Raw genomic sequence first — 15225 nt, forward strand, 5'->3', positions numbered from 1 at the left:
AACATGAAAATCCTGATTGTAAACCCTAATACAACCGCGAGCATGACAGAAAAAATTCGTCTCTCCGCACAGAAAACGGCTTCTCTAGATACCGAAATCATTGCGGTTTCTTCGCTTGAAGGACCTGTCTCCATTGAAGGTTTTTTTGATGAAGCAATGGCAATACCTGGCATGCTAGCAACCATAGAGGCATCAGATGACTTTGACGCAGTGATCATCGCCTGTTTTGACGACACTGGGTTGGACGCGGCTCGATGTCTTACGCACAAACCCGTAATAGGCATTGGCGAAGCGGGATATCACATCGCGTCAGTCCTATCCAATAAGTTTAGCGTTGTTACTACGTTGGCTAGATCTGTGCCAGCGTTGGAACACAATATTTTGCGATATGGGATGGAAAGGCGCTGTGTGAAAGTGCGAGCTTCTGAAATCCCGGTTCTGGAACTGGAAAATGGAATCGTTAAGCCGATGAAGATTCTTGGGGATGAAATTGAGCGAGCAATTTCAGAAGACAAAGCGGAAGCTATCGTTCTAGGGTGTGCGGGAATGACAGACCTAGCAGCAGCATTGTCTGAGAAGTTTGGTTTGCCTGTGTTAGATGGTGTTTCCTGTGCAGTGTCAATGTGCGAAAGCATTGTGAAAATGGGATTAAAGACCAGTCGGCTGGGTGGGTATACACAACAACCAAAACATAAGCTCTCTGTATTGAACAGGTTGATCTCGATGGAAAACCAGTGACTGGGTTCAATCACCCAACAAAGCCGATTGGAGAGGTTGACCGCGAGCCATTCCGCCTTCTATATCCCGGAAGTAACCGCAGTTTGGGCTAGAACTCAAATACCGGGGCTAGCCCAATTCTTCCAACCAGCGAACGCGCACTGCATCTTTGTCGATCATGGTAAATACCTTAGGTCTTACTTCCCTGATCCACCACTCGTTGTAAGTTGCTTTATTTGCCTTGATTTTGTGTTCCTCAGAGTCATATTGGCGAGCCCAGACAAACCAAACGTCTTTACTTTCGTCCTCATAAATACTCTGGAACAAAATCTTCATTCCGCATTTTATCTGGTGAGGTAGCACAACCTCGTCCATGAATTTCAGCCAGTTTTCTTTCTCACCGTCGAAAAGCTTGTATTCGCGTAACTCGATCATAAATCCTCTTTTGGTAAGGCAACTTTTACAATCTATTATCATTTAAAACGGTCCTCTCAATCAATTTCAAAAGTGAGAAAATCGTTAACATGTTGATAAGCAGGTGATTGTGATTGCTTAGTGATAAATTTGTTAATTTAGTGTTGCGAACTGAATATTTTTTGTTTAGCGTAATTGGTAAGGCAAGTTTGTTTACTAAAACAACACCAAGGACGAAAACCATGAAAGGGATATTGAGTTTTGCGCCTAGCTTTGTGTTTGGCGTCGCGCTGTCGCTAACCAGTGTTAGTGTCAGCGCATCTACGGATTTTTTGAAAGGGCAACTGCTCAGTGACAGCGAGTACGCGGATCTGGTCGCGCTGGCAAAAGAAAAGAATCCACCAAAGAATGGCAAACAATATGTGTTTGGCTTTGCCAATCTTCAAAGAAACATTGCCTTTGGCGTAAAGGTTGAACAAGGGATTGAGAAGAACGCCAATAAAGCGGGAGTTGCGCTGGTAATTGCAGACAACCGTCTTGATGGTCCAACGGCTCTTAAAAACGCACAGTCGTTTGCTCGCCGAAATGTGGATTACGCAATCGAGTTCCAAACAGACATCAACTTTGGTCCCGCGGTAATGAAGCCTTTTAACCAAAAGAGTATTGGTGTTACTGCCATCGATATTCCGATGAAGGGTGCAACATTCTTCGGAGCAAACAACCCCAAATCCGGATTTATGGGTGGCACTTTCTTAGCACAAGCAGCGGTAGCTGAATGGGGCGAAGACAAGGTGAATAAAGGGTATCTGGTTGTTGGCGGTTTAGCACAATCCGGTGCCGTTGTGGGTATGAGAACAGGCGGTCAGATAGCAGGTTTTCAAGCCAAACTTCCCGGCTTCAATGAAGATAACATCATCATTATCGATACCAAAAACACCCTTCAGGAATCGTTCAATCAGATGAAAAACGTTCTGGGGCGAATTCCAAAAGACGCAGTGGTAATGGGAATTGCGATTAACGACCAATCAGCATTAGGTATGTTGCGTGCTGTACAGCAAGCGCAAAGGGAAGATCAAAGCTTATTCGTTGGTATGGGGGCAGATGAACTAGAACCATTAGTGAGTGAAGATCGTTTTGTTGCCTCTGTGGGTTATTTCCCTGAACGCTACGGAAACTATCTGGTTCCTATCGCACTGATGTCGTTAGCTGGTCTAGACATTCCTGATTCTGTATTGGTGAATCACGTCATGGTGACCAAAAACAACATCTGTGAGTTCTATTACGAACATAAATGCCGTGATGGCAAAGGCATGCAGTTAGAACTGGATACCGCGAAGCTTTCAGCTCATCTGGATTCTCTGCGCAGCGATCCAAATCTGAAGGGCTTTGAAAGTCTGGTTCCGGCTCAGCCTTAAGCGCAATCGAGGTTTGTTTAATGAAAGACGTTGTCTTCAATCTAAAAAACATAAACAAAGCCTTCAACGGAGTTCGTGTTCTTAGCGATGTGAACTTCGACCTCAAGCGGGGAGAAATTGTCTCCCTGCTAGGAGCCAACGGGGCAGGAAAATCGACCTTAATGAAGATTCTGACCGGTGTGTACACCAAAGACTCTGGTGATATTGAAGTCGAAGGGCAGTCGATTTCATTTGTGACGCCGCAAGACGCCATTGCAAAGGGCATTAAGCTGCTGCCACAGGAGATTTCTGTCATGCCTGATATGACAGTCGCAGAGAACATTTGTCTGGGCGACTTACCCGAGAAGTCTGGGTTTATCAAAACCCTGGATTACGACGCAATGAACGGAAAAACGCTAAGGCTACTAAAGCAACTCGGGGTTTCAAACATTAAGCCGGATAGCTTGGTGTCTGTGCTCACCACTCAGCAAAAACGTATTGTCGAACTGGCGCGTGCGCTGGATGGCGAGGCAAAAGTAATCGTACTGGATGAACCAACTGCATCGCTTAACCGAAACGAATCTCAAGCTCTGTTTGAATCGATTCGCGAACTGAGCAACAGAGGAGTAAGCATTGTGTTTATTTCTCACTATCTTGATGAAGTGTTTGAAATTTCTGATCGCATTGCCGTGTTGCGTGACGGGCAGATGATCGGAAGTTATGCCAAAGAAGAAACCAGCGTGAATGAAGTACTCAACGCCATGCTGGGAACCACAACCGGACCTCTTTTCCCTGATTCTGATGACACAAAAGGAGAGCCCATTTTCTCGCTTTCTAATATGCAGGTTCCTGGACACATCAACGAGCTTACATTTCAACTTCGGGAAGGCGAGATTGTCGGTCTGTTTGGGTTGATAGGGTCGGGGCTGGAATATTTTGGTCAGGCAATTTTCGACAGCAAAGCGTTGGGCGGAACGATGGATCTAAAGGTCAGGGGAAAAAGAGTTCATACCCAAGACCCGCAAACCGCGATTGGAGCAGGCATTGGCTTGGTGTCGGCAGAGCGAAAGCGCGATGGCATTATCCCCGATATGTCAGTTGCAAGAAATATGACTTTAGCTCACATCCATCAGTTTACTCAGAACACATCCATTGTGGATCGGGAAAAAGAGAAAACGTTGGTCACGCGCTGGATCGATAACTTGGGAATAAAGCTGGCTGATTTAGAACAGGAGATTCGTTTTCTTTCAGGAGGGAATCAGCAGAAGGTGTGCCTTGCGCGCTGGCTGGTTTCTGGCATCAAGGTGTTGATCTTGGAAGAACCCACCCGAGGCGTCGATATTGGCGCTAAAAAAGACATTTACCAATGCCTGCGCGATCTTGCAGAAGAAGGTGTCGCCATCGTTGTGACTTCTACCGATGCCGAGGAAATCGCTGGCATTGCAGACAGAAAAATGGTGCTTGCACACGGAGATGTGGTGTTGGACACGAATAACGATATTACGGTGCATGAATTGATGCACGCTGCTGCCACGCACCACAAAGCGTTGCATTAATTGGAGTAGGACATGGAATTAATGAAAAAAAGTCAGCCCAATTCAATTAAACCAGAAGGTGATTCCTGGCTTCGCTCTCTATTAGTCGGGCAGTGGGCAAGCTTGATCGTACTGGCATTCTTTTATGCGTGCATTTTGGTGACGTTTTCCACTTTGTCCCCTTGGTTTCTGAGTTATGACAATTTAATGAGCATTGGCACCAACATGGCAGTCGTTGGATTGATGGCAGCAGCAGGAACGCCTTTAATGATCGCCGGCGGGTTGGATCTTTCTGTGGCTGCAGTTGCAGGGCTCTCTGGTGTAACCGTGTCAATGGTTTATGAGAGCTATGGAAACATCTGGCTCGGCTGTGGCGTCGGTTTAGTGCTTGGCGCGGTTTGCGGCTATATCAACGGTTACTTCGCAACACGGCTACAACTCAACCCACTCATCGTCACACTTGGCACCATGAGTATTTTTACGGGTACTGCATTAGTAATGACGGGCGGGCTTTCTAAACCTTTGCTCGACGATGCATTTCAGTTTATTGGAAACGGTCAGATCGCCAGTGTACCAGTACCCTTCATCCTGCTGGTTTTAATCGTTGCCGTAATTTGGTTTGTACTGGCGAAAACCCGATACGGCAGATACGTCTACGCTTGCGGTGGCAACCAGGAAGCCAGTTATCTTGCTGGGGTTCCTGTGGTGGGTACACAGATGCTTTGGTACATCATGTCAGGTTTAGCCGGAGCCTTAGCTGGCATCGTGCTCGCATCAATGCTGGGTGCGAGTGCGCCTGATGCGGCTGGGCAGAGCCTTCTCACGGTAGTTGCCGCCATTATTTTAGGCGGGACCAGTCTCAAAGGTGGTGTTGGCAGCGTGTGGGGAACGCTGATCGCTGTGTTACTGTTAGGCACATTAAATAATGGCTTAACGCTAATGAATGTTTCGAGTTTCTGGCAAGACATCACTCGCGGAGCGGTATTGCTTCTGGCGGTAGGTGTGGATGCTATTCGAAGAAAAGCGTTGGCGTAATGAGAACGGAAAACGGAATGCACATTGACTCTTACAAATCCATAGAAGCGTCTTCAGTTTCAGAAGCAGTAGCAAAGTACATTCTGGAGCAGATCCAGACAGGGAACTTTGCGGCGGGAGAGCGTTTACCCACCGAAAGAGAAATTTCCAACGCTTTGGAAGTGTCTCGCCCGAGCGTAAGGGAAGCGTTGAGAGGGTTAGCGATTTTAGGGGTAGTACAAAGCAAACAGGGAGGCGGCGCCTACGTGTCTTCACTGGATGCGTTTGAACTGCTCAGCCCGCTCCAGTTTTATATGACGTTAGAGAAGCTGAGTGTAGACCAGCTTTATGATGCACGGGTGGTAATTGAGTGCGGAATTGTTGAATCGGCGAGTGTGTTGATTCAGGAACCAGATTTAAATCGCCTGAACGACTTGATTCAGCAGCAATGCGAAGCGACGGACGACCCATCGCTATTTCGAAAGCTGGATACCGAATTTCACCGAGTGATTGCCAATGCGTCCGGTAACCCATTTATGCAGCGCATGTCTGAGAGTTTAAATGTGCTTGGCATGGGATATCGAAAAATGGCGAGTGAGACTCCGAACCTTATCCAGCGCAGTATCGAAGATCACAAGTTGATCGTCGAAGCACTCACGCTGCGAAATGCCGAAATGGCAAAGTCTGCGATGAGGCTGCACATGGAACATGTTCGTATCTCGACCCGAGAGTCTGTCGCAAACGAATAGAATGAAAACAGGAGAAAATGATGTCCAAGGAAGGATCAGCGAATACAGGAGCAACCATTGCAGTCATTGGAACAGGATGGTGGGCAACCTTTAACCACATTCCTGCGCTAGAGCAAAACCCATCGGTTAAACGAATTATTGCGGTAGATAAAGACCAAGAACGTTTAAAGATTGTAGCGGACAAGTTTCAAATCGACGCTACTTACACCGATGTCGAAGCCATGCTGGAGCAGGAAAGCGTCGATGGTGTCGTAGTCAGTTCTCCTCATACGGCGCACTTTGCCTGTGCCAAACCGTGCTTACAAAAAGGCATTCCCTGTATTATCGAAAAGCCCCTGACAGCAGACATCAAACAGGCGAGGGAACTGGTTTCCCTCGCAGAATCAAACAACACATTCATCACCATGCCCCACGGCTGGAACTTTGCTGAATTTACTCACTCTGCAAAAGCGCTGGTTTCTCAGGGCAAGATCGGTCAGGTCTCTCACGTTGTCTGTCAGATGGCATCACCTCTCGCGGACTTGTTCAACGGCGAAGAAATGGTCGACACAGAGTCACATCTTTTCAGACCGCCTACCTCTACTTGGTCTGATCCTAATAACGCAGGGGGATACGGTTGGGGCCAGCTTACTCATGCGCTTGGTCTTCTATTTGAAATCGCGGATCTCACACCAGCCGACGTAATTGCCAAACAAACGCAGTCTAAAGCAGGCGTTGACTATTACGATGCCGCCATTGTCTCGACAAAAGAAGGGGCGCTGGTCAGTTTATCCGGAGCCTCGACCATGCCTAAGCACAAAGGCTTTATGCTGGATATTCGAATCTTTGGCACCGAAGGCGTGCTCACGGTTGATATCGAGCGACCTCGTGTGTCTGTTTTCCGCCATGACGGACAGGATGAAGAAATCGAATTGGAATCTGGCGCGACAGATTACGACGGCATGCTGCCAATACATCACTTTGTGGATTTATGTTCGGGCAAGAATGCCGAGGTATACGCGTCAGGCACGGTAGGCATGAAGTCGGTTGCGGTGCTAGATGCCATGTATCGCTCGTTTTCTAGCGGAAAAACGGAAGGAGTCTGATATGCGTTTGTCACTCACATCATGGTCGATGCCGCAATGCAGTCTGGACGAAGCGTGTGCAATCAGTAACGCGCTGGGTATCGGTAGTCTGGATATCGGTTACTTTTATCGTTCAGCTATAGATAAATCCGCAGTGCTTTCATCACCAGACACTTACGCCAAAACCATTAAAGAACGGCCACTTGATGTTCCTTGCCTTTATCACCTGTTTGGCGAATCTCTGGAAGACAGGAATCTGGCGCTGGCGTGTTCGCTCGACAAGAATAAAAAGGATTTCAGTAAGGTACTGGAATTCTGCCAGCAGGCAGGTATTGAAACGGCATTCATTCTTCCTGGGGTAGTTAATCCCGGACAAACGCGAGGTGATGCAATAAAACAAAGTGCGGAAAACCTAAATGTGCTGGTTGAGATGTCCAAAGGGACGGGTGTTCAGGTCGCCATTGAGCCTCATGTTCATTCGTGCATTGAATCGCCTGCCCAAACCGAAGCCTTATTGGATGAAGTAGAGGGACTAAAGCTGGTTTTGGATCATGCTCATTACGTCTGTTTGGGCTATCGTCAGGAGGAGATCGATCCATTACTCGCGCATGCCGCGCATATCCATCTTCGTCAGGCAAAAATGGGCTATCTGCAAACTCGTCTGGAGCAGGGCACAATCAACTATCTCGATGTATTTGCGCAGTTAGCCGCCTTGAACTACCAAGGCTATTTGGCGCTGGAATACGTACATCAAGACTACATGGGAACGCTGCATGAAGATGTGCTTTCAGAAACCATCAAGCTGAGAGATGTATTTTCTAACTGGAAAGAGGCGGCTCATGGTTAAACGCAAAACATTTTCCGAAACGCTGACCGAAGCGGATATCCTCGCGGATCAGTTTTCGACGCCTTGGGACGCGCCAACCATTCCGCCTTTTCCGTTTTCGTTTCGCAACGTAGAAGTGCTGACGTTTACCTACCGAACCACGCAACAGGCAATTGCAGGCTTGCTTCCTCCTCCGCTTGAGGTGACAGGCGATGTGGTGATGGTACACATCTATCGAATGAACGACACCGACTACATCGGGGACTATCGTGAGTCCAATGTCATGGTCGGTGCTAGATTGCCAAATGCTATCTTTTCCGATAAAGAACATAGCGGCGCATATTCGCCTTACCTGTTTCTGAACTCAGAAGTGGGCGTCTGCCATGGTCGGGAAGTGCATGGTCAACCTAAAAAACTAGGCTCTCCAGACATTCAGTTTCGTGGAGATCTGATGGTCGGGACGATCTCCCGAAACGGCATCGACATTTTCACTGGAACACTTGCATACAAGCAGCAAAAAGACGAAATCGAATCGTTAAGCGAATACATGGATTTTGCCACCAACATTAATTTAAAAGCGGTAAATCATATCGACGGCAAGCCTGCAATTCGACAGCTTACTTCTCGCAAACTGGCAAACGTAAGAGTGACGGAGTGTTGGTCGGGTCCTTGTACTGTAGAGCTGAGACCCAATGCGCAGGCACCTCTGTTTCGTCTGCCGGTGGTCGAAATGCTGCAGGGATTTTACTGGAAGGGTGATTTTGACCTGGTGGAGGGTGAAATCATCTACGACTATTTAAAAAACGAAAAGTAAAGATATAACGAAATCAGGGACTTCACGGCTATTGCTTAGTGGAGGTGGGTTTTTGCACCCTAAATTTGAGGAATGAACCATGAAAAGCTACGCATGGGTTTTGGAAGTCAGACCCGGATACGAAGAAGAATACAAAAAGCGCCATGATGAAATTTGGCCAGAAATGAGTGAAGAACTTACAAAATCGGGCATTACTAACTATCAGATTTTTCGTCACGGTTTGACGCTGTTCGGCTATTTCGAAACGGATAATTTACAGAGAACCATCGACTATCTCAGCAACAGTGAGGTGAATGCCAAATGGGGCGCTTATATGACACCAATTATGAAGATAGAAGTGGATACGCAAACTGGCTTCCCGTTTTTACTTCCCAATCAGTTTTCATTTAAGGCATAAGGAGAGGTGCAATGGATTTTTCAAACAGAGTCGTACTGGTCACAGGGGCAAGCCGTGGTCTTGGAGAAGCAACGGCAAAGCTGCTGGCGAAGAAAGGGGCTGCGGTCACTATCATTTCGAATGAACCATCAAAGCTCGGAAAAGTGGAGAGCGCTATTCTTGAAAGCGGAGGACGTTGCCTTGCGTTAACCTGTGATGTGAAAGATGGAGAAGCCGTCCAAAGCGTGGTCGATCAAACCGTCGAAAAATTTGGCAAAATCACCGATCTGGTCAATAACGCGGGCGTCATTCAGCCATTAGCTTTGATCGAAGATACCGATTCAGACGCATGGAAGCAGTGTGTTTCCACCCACATTTTCGGCAGTTTTCATTGTGTAAAGTCTGTTATACCTCATTTCAAACAACAAGCCGACTCAAGCATCATCAACATCAGCTCGGGTGCTTCCGAAGCGCCGCTAGACGGTTGGAGCGGTTACAACTGTGGTAAAGCCGCACTTAAGATTTTTTCTTCGGTCCTTCATCAGGAAGTCAACGAATACGGCATTCGTGTCTACAGCTTAAGACCAGGTGGTGTGAACTCCCGAATGCAGGATGAAATTCGCGCCGCCAAGATCAACGACATTCCGCATGCGATCATTCCGAAAGAAAGTCTTATGCCTCCGATTCATGCCGCCAAAGGCATCACAAGGCTGATTCGTGATACTGAAAAGCAATACAACGGACAAGAGCTTGATGTCAGACATCCCCCTTTAATCGGAGATTTTGAGAACGAGGATGAGGGGTTATGAGTGAAAAGAAACGAGTAGTCTGTACGGACTATACCTTCCCAAATCTGGACATCGAAAAAGCAGTGTTGGAAGAGCAGGGCTACGAGCTCGAAGCGTATCAATGTCGGTCCGAAGAGGAAGTCTGTTCAGTCGTTAAAAACGCCGATGCAGTATTGGTGCAGTTTGCTCCGTTTGGTCGTCAGGCAGTAAACGCAGTTAATCCGGGTACAACTGTCGTTCGGTACGGTGTGGGTTATGACAATATCGATGTGTTATCTGGGCATGAGCATGGGTTAAAACTCGCCTACGTTCCCGATTACTGCACCAACGAAGTCGCGGATCATACCGCCAGCTTGCTTCTAATGTGCCTTCGCAAAAACGTCGCTTTCGACCAGTCGATTAGAGACGGATACTGGCGAGCAGTAGAAGTCGGAGGCGACCTGAAACCGTTTGAAGAAACCACTGTCGGCTTTTTCGGTTTCGGTCGCATCGGCAAAGCGGTGTTAGACAGGTTAAAACCTTTTGGTTTTCATTTTCTGGTCTGTGACCCTCTGATGACGGAGCGCGAAGCAGAATCGCTTGGTGTGACGTTATCGAGTTCTGACGAATTCTGGTCATCCGCTGATGCGTATACGCTTCATGCGCCCGCGACGGAAGAGACCATAAAAATCATCAACAAACAGACAATGGCGAAAATGAAATCAGGCGCGCTGGTAGTGAATACCGCGAGAGGCGAATTGGTCGATGAAGCGGCGCTGGCGGAAGCACTTCAAACACGTTCGATTGGTGCTGCTGCGTTGGATGTATTTGGCAAGGAACCCATGAGCTTTGCTTCTCCGTTGCTGAAAGCACCGAATCTGGTGTTGACCCCCCATTCGGCCTGGTATTCCACTCAATCGATGCAGCGACTACAACGCCTTGCCGCGGAAGAGATTGTTCGGGGTTTAAAAGGGCAAACACTGCGATGCCCAATACGTAAGCACTAAGGTCAACAGACCCTAATGGGAAGATTTAAGGAGAATACTGTGAAAATTGCATCGATTGATACCTATGTGCTGTTCTACCCAGAGCCGAATGATTACTCTTCACAGCGCTGTGCCTTGTTAGTCAAAGTGACCACCAGTGATGGCGTTGAAGGTTGGGGAGAAGGTATTGCTCAGTTTCCTGAGGCAACAAAAGCGGCAGTGCCGATTGTGGAAGGGCTTTTTGAGGTAATAAAAGATGAAAACCCTCTGGAAATAGAAAAGATCTGGCACAAGATGCGTGATCATACCTGGTGGTATGGTCGAAGCGGAATTGCGAACTTTGCCGTAAGTGCCATAGACATCGCACTATGGGACATCAAAGGCAAGGTACTCGGTGCACCTTTATACGAACTTCTTGGCGGAAAAGTAACGGAAAAACTGCCAGCAAACGCATGTATCCACGTCAACCATCCTACGCCAGAAGAGACCGTCGAAGTGCTGGAAGGTTATATACACGATCAGGGATACCAGTCTTGCAAACTGGGATTCGCCAAGAAAGGTCCTTCACCTATTGGTAAAGTCTCACCAGACATCGATGTTAAGTTTGTTGCGGATTTAAGGTTAGCTCTAGGAGACACACCAGACATCATGGTCGACGCAGGGAATGGCGTGAAATGGGATGTGCCTACTGCCGTCAGAACCACACAAAGAATGATGGAATCCAATATTCGTTGGATGGAAGAGCCTCTATATCCAACTGACATTCTGGGGTACAAAGAACTGAGGTCAAAGGTCGGAGTTTCCATTGCCAGTGGAGAACGCGAATGGAACGTCGAAGGCTATCAAGCTTTGCTAGACACAGATACGGTAGATGTATTCGGGGTAGATCCGGGGCGTGTTGAAGGCATCACCGGATACATGAAGATTCAATATCATATCTCTGCGAAGCGCCGATTTATTAACGCCCACGCCTGGAGTACAGCCATTACGACGGCGGCCAGTTTGCACTGTTCTCATGCCAGCAATAACTCCATCGTATTCGAATTGAAGCCAATTCCGGGTCCCGCGCAATTTGATCTGGTGAGTGAGCCTATAGTACAGAATCAAGGGTGGGTTGCTGCCTCCGATAGACCGGGTTTAGGCATAGACGTTCATCTCAAAACGGTAGAGAAGTACTGCGTTCAGCACATGACGTTTAAAGGTTAAATGAAGAAATAGTGAAACGGATAGGATTGGCGTGTGTTGGATTTAAAAAGCCCGAGTATTGAGACTCGGGCTTTTTATAACTCTGATTAGCTGTTTGCTTAAGCCGTCAGTTTCGCTAGATCGGCAGGGCGGTAGTAAACCGACTTAAGTACTTTGCCCTGACGAATCGTTTTGCCTTCAATCGTTACATCTTCTGCACACTTAGCAATGATGTATTCGCCCTTAGTTACCGCTACCAGCTTCACGCCTTGTTTGGCGTAATGCGCTTCTGTTTCGCTGTATTCATTCTCGTTGCGACACACTTTGCTCATGTTACTGGAATGCACTTCATCCCAACAAGGTACAAAATCAATCTCACGGTTAGCGGCAACGTGAAGAAGCAGGTCAATCAGGTAGCTGATTGCAATGTTGTCTTCCATTTTGCTGTGCCCAAGGTGCACTAAACGACCCATAAGAACGTATACCGTATCCACAATGGCATCTGCCTGCTCAGTTTTGCAGTCAGCTTCTGCCAGTTCTGTGAGCTCTTCAATCGCTAGAGAAGAATGAAGTTGGTCGGCTTTTTCATCCAGTGAATCTGGCTGTGCGACAGGTAGGTCAAAAGTAGAGCGGAATTCAGTAATGTCTTGATATAGATGATCGTATAGGTCTTGAGTCAGCTTGGTCAGTTGCATTGTATGCTTCTCGTTTGAATTTTTCCGCATGTTACCAGAAAAATTAATTCTCTTCATTGGCTTTAAAATGTGAGCTTTATAACTAAGATTATTAAAAGGGTGGGGAACATCACCAAATCAATAAATATAAGCACGTGAACTAACAGATAGGCAGAAATACTGGGAATGTCATTATGAGTGAGTCGAGCTCAAGTGAAAAGGTTATACGACGCCTTTATGAAATAACGAATAATTACTCAAACGGATTAGACGCACAGATCCAAAGGCTGCTAAAACTCGGATGCGAACGTTTTAAGCTGGATATAGGCATCTTTTCACATATCGAAGGTGAAGATTACACTGTATTACAGGTCCAGCGCCCTGACCATATCGAGCTCAATGCCGGAGACTCGTTTCCTCTCCTTAACACTTACTGCCAGATCACCTGCCAATCAGATAAGCCTGTGGCAATAGAGTATATGAGCAAAAATGACGAACTAGCCAAACATCCGGCTTACAGAAATTTTGGTTTAGAATCGTACATCGGCGTGCCCATATACATTGAAGGCAACCTCTACGGTACTCTTAATTTTTCTAGCCATAAGCCATATAAAAGGCAATTCAACGAGTCGGATGTCGACGCTTTGCAATTGATGGCGTCCTGGATTTCTGTAGAACTGAGGCGACATCAACACGAGACAGAGCTAAAGAAACTGAACAGAGAATTAGAAAAACTGGCTCTGTTCGATCCGCTGACCAAGCTGCCAAACCGCCACTCGTTACTGGATGTTGTGCCCAAATCCATTCGCCGTCTGGCTTTTGACAAAACCGAAGGTGCACTGGCTTTGATTGATATCGACCACTTCAAATTGGTAAATGATTCGTTTGGGCATTTGTATGGCGATAAGATTTTAGTGAAAACCGCCGATAGTATCGCGGATGCGATTCGTGAAATCGATTTAATAGCGAGGTTTGGTGGGGAAGAGTTTGTGGTTTGGCTGCCAAGAACCAACAAAAACGACATCATGAAAATTTGCGACAGAATCATGTCGAGCGTGTCGAAAATCAAATCCGGGACATCAACGATCACCGTCTCCATTGGTGTCTGTTTCTTTGAGTTTTCAGATTCTAAAGTTAACGACCCTAAGAGCTTACTTGATGACTTTATCCTGACGGCAGACAATGCTCTGTATGAAGCAAAAGCGAAAGGGCGAAACAGGGTATGTGTTGCTAATCATAGATTCTCACGGCGCCCCAGTGCGTGAGGCGCTGCTTAAATCTATCTCTACTAGTTCTTCACGTATCTTACGCGGAACTGCTTACCTTTTAATTTGCCTTTCTCAAGCTTTTTGAAGGCTTTCTTGGCACTTTCAGTATGAACAGCAACGTACGCGCTCATAGGGAATACATTGATTTTTCCTACCTGACTCCCCGGGATGCCGTCGTCGCCAGTTAGCGCGCCTAATATGTCACCCGGGCGAACTTTTTGCTTCTTCCCACCATCAATTTGAAGTGTCACCATCTTTGCGTAATACGCGCGCTGGTTAAGTACGTCTTCACTTGGTAGATCTTTTGTTCGAATATCGAAATCAAAATACTCTTCAATTTGAGCAACTTTGTAAGATTCCTTTTCACTGATAAAGGAATGCGCGCAACCTTTTGCCCCTGCACGACCAGTACGCCCGATTCTGTGAACATGAACTTCCGGATCGCGTGCTAGGTGGAAGTTGATAACGGCGTCTAAATTGTCGACGTCCAGCCCACGGGCGGCAACGTCAGTTGCAACCAGTATCGATACGCTTTTATTCGCAAATTGCACCAAAGCCTGATCACGCTGTCTTTGTTCCATGTCTCCATGCAGTGCGATAACACTGAAATCGTGGTAACGAAGTTCGTCCGCTACTTCATCTACATCGCGTTTGGTATTGCAAAAAATGACCGTCGACTCAGGTTTATCCTGCATTAGAATTCTTCTTGTCGCTTCGAGTCTTTCTTCACAGCCTGCTACGTCATAAAAATGCTGGCGAATACTCACGGTATCGTGTGTCGATTCCACGGTGATTCGCTGTGGTTTTCGCAAAATACGTTTGGATATCGCTTCAATGGAGTCAGGGAAGGTAGCACTGAACAGCAGAGTTTGTCTGTCTGTAGGGGCTTGTTCGATGATGGCGTCCAACGCATCCTGGAATCCCATGTCTAGCATGCGATCCGCTTCATCCAGCACCAGCGTATTAAGGTGTTCTAAACTGATTCGACCTTTATCTAAGTGATCCAGAATACGACCTGGTGTACCAACCAGAATATGTGCGCCGTGTTCAAGGGAGCCAATCTGAGGTCCCATTGGCATTCCACCACAAAGCGTTAGCACCTTAATATTATGGATTGCTCGCGCTAACTTTCGGATTTCTTTTGCTACTTGGTCGGCAAGCTCACGGGTAGGGCACAAAACCAATGACTGTACGCGAAACTTTTTCACATTCAGGTTCTGCAATAAACCCAAACCAAATGTTGCCGTTTTACCAGAGCCTGTTTTACCCTGCCCAATCACGTCCTGACCTTTTAAAACAAAAGGCAGGCTTTGTGCCTGTATTGGAGTCATTTCCTCATAACCCAGTGAATCAAGGTTGGTCAGAAGTTCAGGTTTTAACCCTAAAGATTTAAATGATGTGTTAGACAAAGTGTTTTCCTAGATTTTGGATTAAGGGTTATT

At 46.9% G+C, this 15225-nt stretch carries 16 protein-coding genes; 13 read left to right on the top strand and 3 right to left on the bottom strand.

Going from position 1 to position 15225, the window contains the following annotated elements:
- The first annotated feature begins 3 nt into the window (after positions 1 to 3).
- Positions 4 to 738 carry an aspartate/glutamate racemase family protein gene (locus tag INR79_RS08780; protein WP_223096879.1) on the top strand — a complete coding sequence of 245 codons (735 nt, stop codon included), beginning with the start codon at positions 4 to 6 and terminating at the stop codon, positions 736 to 738.
- A gap of 108 nt (positions 739 to 846) precedes the next feature.
- Here INR79_RS08780 and INR79_RS08785 read toward each other — a convergent pair whose 3' ends face one another.
- The gene (locus INR79_RS08785) at positions 847 to 1152 is read right to left on the bottom strand and encodes a hypothetical protein (protein WP_223096881.1); all 306 of its coding nucleotides are present in this window, start codon (positions 1150 to 1152) and stop codon (positions 847 to 849) included.
- Positions 1153 to 1373: 221 nt separating this feature from the next.
- Between INR79_RS08785 and INR79_RS08790 the strand changes: the two genes are divergently transcribed.
- The 11 genes from INR79_RS08790 to INR79_RS08840 all read left to right on the top strand — a co-directional run bounded on the left by INR79_RS08790 (position 1374) and on the right by INR79_RS08840 (position 11862).
- Positions 1374 to 2546, top strand: a complete 1173-nt coding sequence (locus INR79_RS08790) for a sugar ABC transporter substrate-binding protein (protein WP_052704025.1) — start codon at positions 1374 to 1376, stop codon at positions 2544 to 2546.
- Positions 2547 to 2566: 20 nt separating this feature from the next.
- The gene (locus INR79_RS08795) at positions 2567 to 4081 is read left to right on the top strand and encodes a sugar ABC transporter ATP-binding protein (RefSeq protein WP_223096883.1); all 1515 of its coding nucleotides are present in this window, start codon (positions 2567 to 2569) and stop codon (positions 4079 to 4081) included.
- 12 nt (positions 4082 to 4093) lie between these two features.
- Positions 4094 to 5095 carry an ABC transporter permease gene (locus INR79_RS08800; protein ID WP_004401449.1) on the top strand — a complete coding sequence of 334 codons (1002 nt, stop codon included), beginning with the start codon at positions 4094 to 4096 and terminating at the stop codon, positions 5093 to 5095.
- Positions 5096 to 5112: 17 nt separating this feature from the next.
- Positions 5113 to 5823, top strand: coding sequence for a FadR/GntR family transcriptional regulator (locus INR79_RS08805; protein ID WP_038123755.1), 711 nt, complete (start codon positions 5113 to 5115; stop codon positions 5821 to 5823).
- Between the two features lie 17 nt (positions 5824 to 5840).
- Positions 5841 to 6908: a Gfo/Idh/MocA family protein gene (locus INR79_RS08810; RefSeq protein ID WP_223096886.1), complete on the top strand. Its 1068-nt coding sequence runs from the start codon at positions 5841 to 5843 to the stop codon at positions 6906 to 6908.
- 1 nt (position 6909) lies between these two features.
- The gene (locus tag INR79_RS08815) at positions 6910 to 7734 is read left to right on the top strand and encodes a sugar phosphate isomerase/epimerase family protein (protein WP_223096887.1); all 825 of its coding nucleotides are present in this window, start codon (positions 6910 to 6912) and stop codon (positions 7732 to 7734) included.
- The gene (locus tag INR79_RS08820; protein ID WP_223096888.1) at positions 7727 to 8527 is read left to right on the top strand and encodes an acetoacetate decarboxylase; all 801 of its coding nucleotides are present in this window, start codon (positions 7727 to 7729) and stop codon (positions 8525 to 8527) included. Before INR79_RS08815 ends, INR79_RS08820 begins: the two co-directional genes overlap by 8 nt.
- 79 nt (positions 8528 to 8606) lie before the next feature.
- Positions 8607 to 8924, top strand: a complete 318-nt coding sequence (locus INR79_RS08825) for an L-rhamnose mutarotase (protein WP_223096889.1) — start codon at positions 8607 to 8609, stop codon at positions 8922 to 8924.
- Between the two features lie 11 nt (positions 8925 to 8935).
- A complete protein-coding gene (locus INR79_RS08830) occupies positions 8936 to 9712 on the top strand; it encodes an SDR family oxidoreductase (protein ID WP_223096890.1) in 777 nt (258 codons plus the stop codon).
- Positions 9709 to 10677: a C-terminal binding protein gene (locus INR79_RS08835; protein WP_223096891.1), complete on the top strand. Its 969-nt coding sequence runs from the start codon at positions 9709 to 9711 to the stop codon at positions 10675 to 10677. Before INR79_RS08830 ends, INR79_RS08835 begins: the two co-directional genes overlap by 4 nt.
- A gap of 39 nt (positions 10678 to 10716) precedes the next feature.
- Positions 10717 to 11862, top strand: coding sequence for a mandelate racemase/muconate lactonizing enzyme family protein (locus INR79_RS08840; protein WP_223096892.1), 1146 nt, complete (start codon positions 10717 to 10719; stop codon positions 11860 to 11862).
- 98 nt (positions 11863 to 11960) lie between these two features.
- On the opposite strand, the gene INR79_RS08845 is transcribed toward INR79_RS08840, so the two are convergent.
- Positions 11961 to 12536: a nucleoside triphosphate pyrophosphohydrolase family protein gene (locus INR79_RS08845; RefSeq protein ID WP_004401015.1), complete on the bottom strand. Its 576-nt coding sequence runs from the start codon at positions 12534 to 12536 to the stop codon at positions 11961 to 11963.
- 173 nt (positions 12537 to 12709) lie between these two features.
- Between INR79_RS08845 and INR79_RS08850 the strand changes: the two genes are divergently transcribed.
- Complete coding sequence (locus INR79_RS08850) at positions 12710 to 13780, top strand: sensor domain-containing diguanylate cyclase (protein WP_223096893.1); 1071 nt, start codon at positions 12710 to 12712, stop codon at positions 13778 to 13780.
- Positions 13781 to 13803: 23 nt separating this feature from the next.
- Here the strand turns inward: INR79_RS08850 and dbpA are convergent, their stop codons facing one another.
- Positions 13804 to 15192, bottom strand: coding sequence for an ATP-dependent RNA helicase DbpA (dbpA, locus tag INR79_RS08855; RefSeq protein WP_223096895.1), 1389 nt, complete (start codon positions 15190 to 15192; stop codon positions 13804 to 13806).
- Positions 15193 to 15225 lie beyond the last annotated feature (33 nt).

The organism is Vibrio sp. SCSIO 43132 (genome assembly GCF_019904195.1).
GTDB classification, from domain to species: domain Bacteria; phylum Pseudomonadota; class Gammaproteobacteria; order Enterobacterales; family Vibrionaceae; genus Vibrio; species Vibrio nigripulchritudo.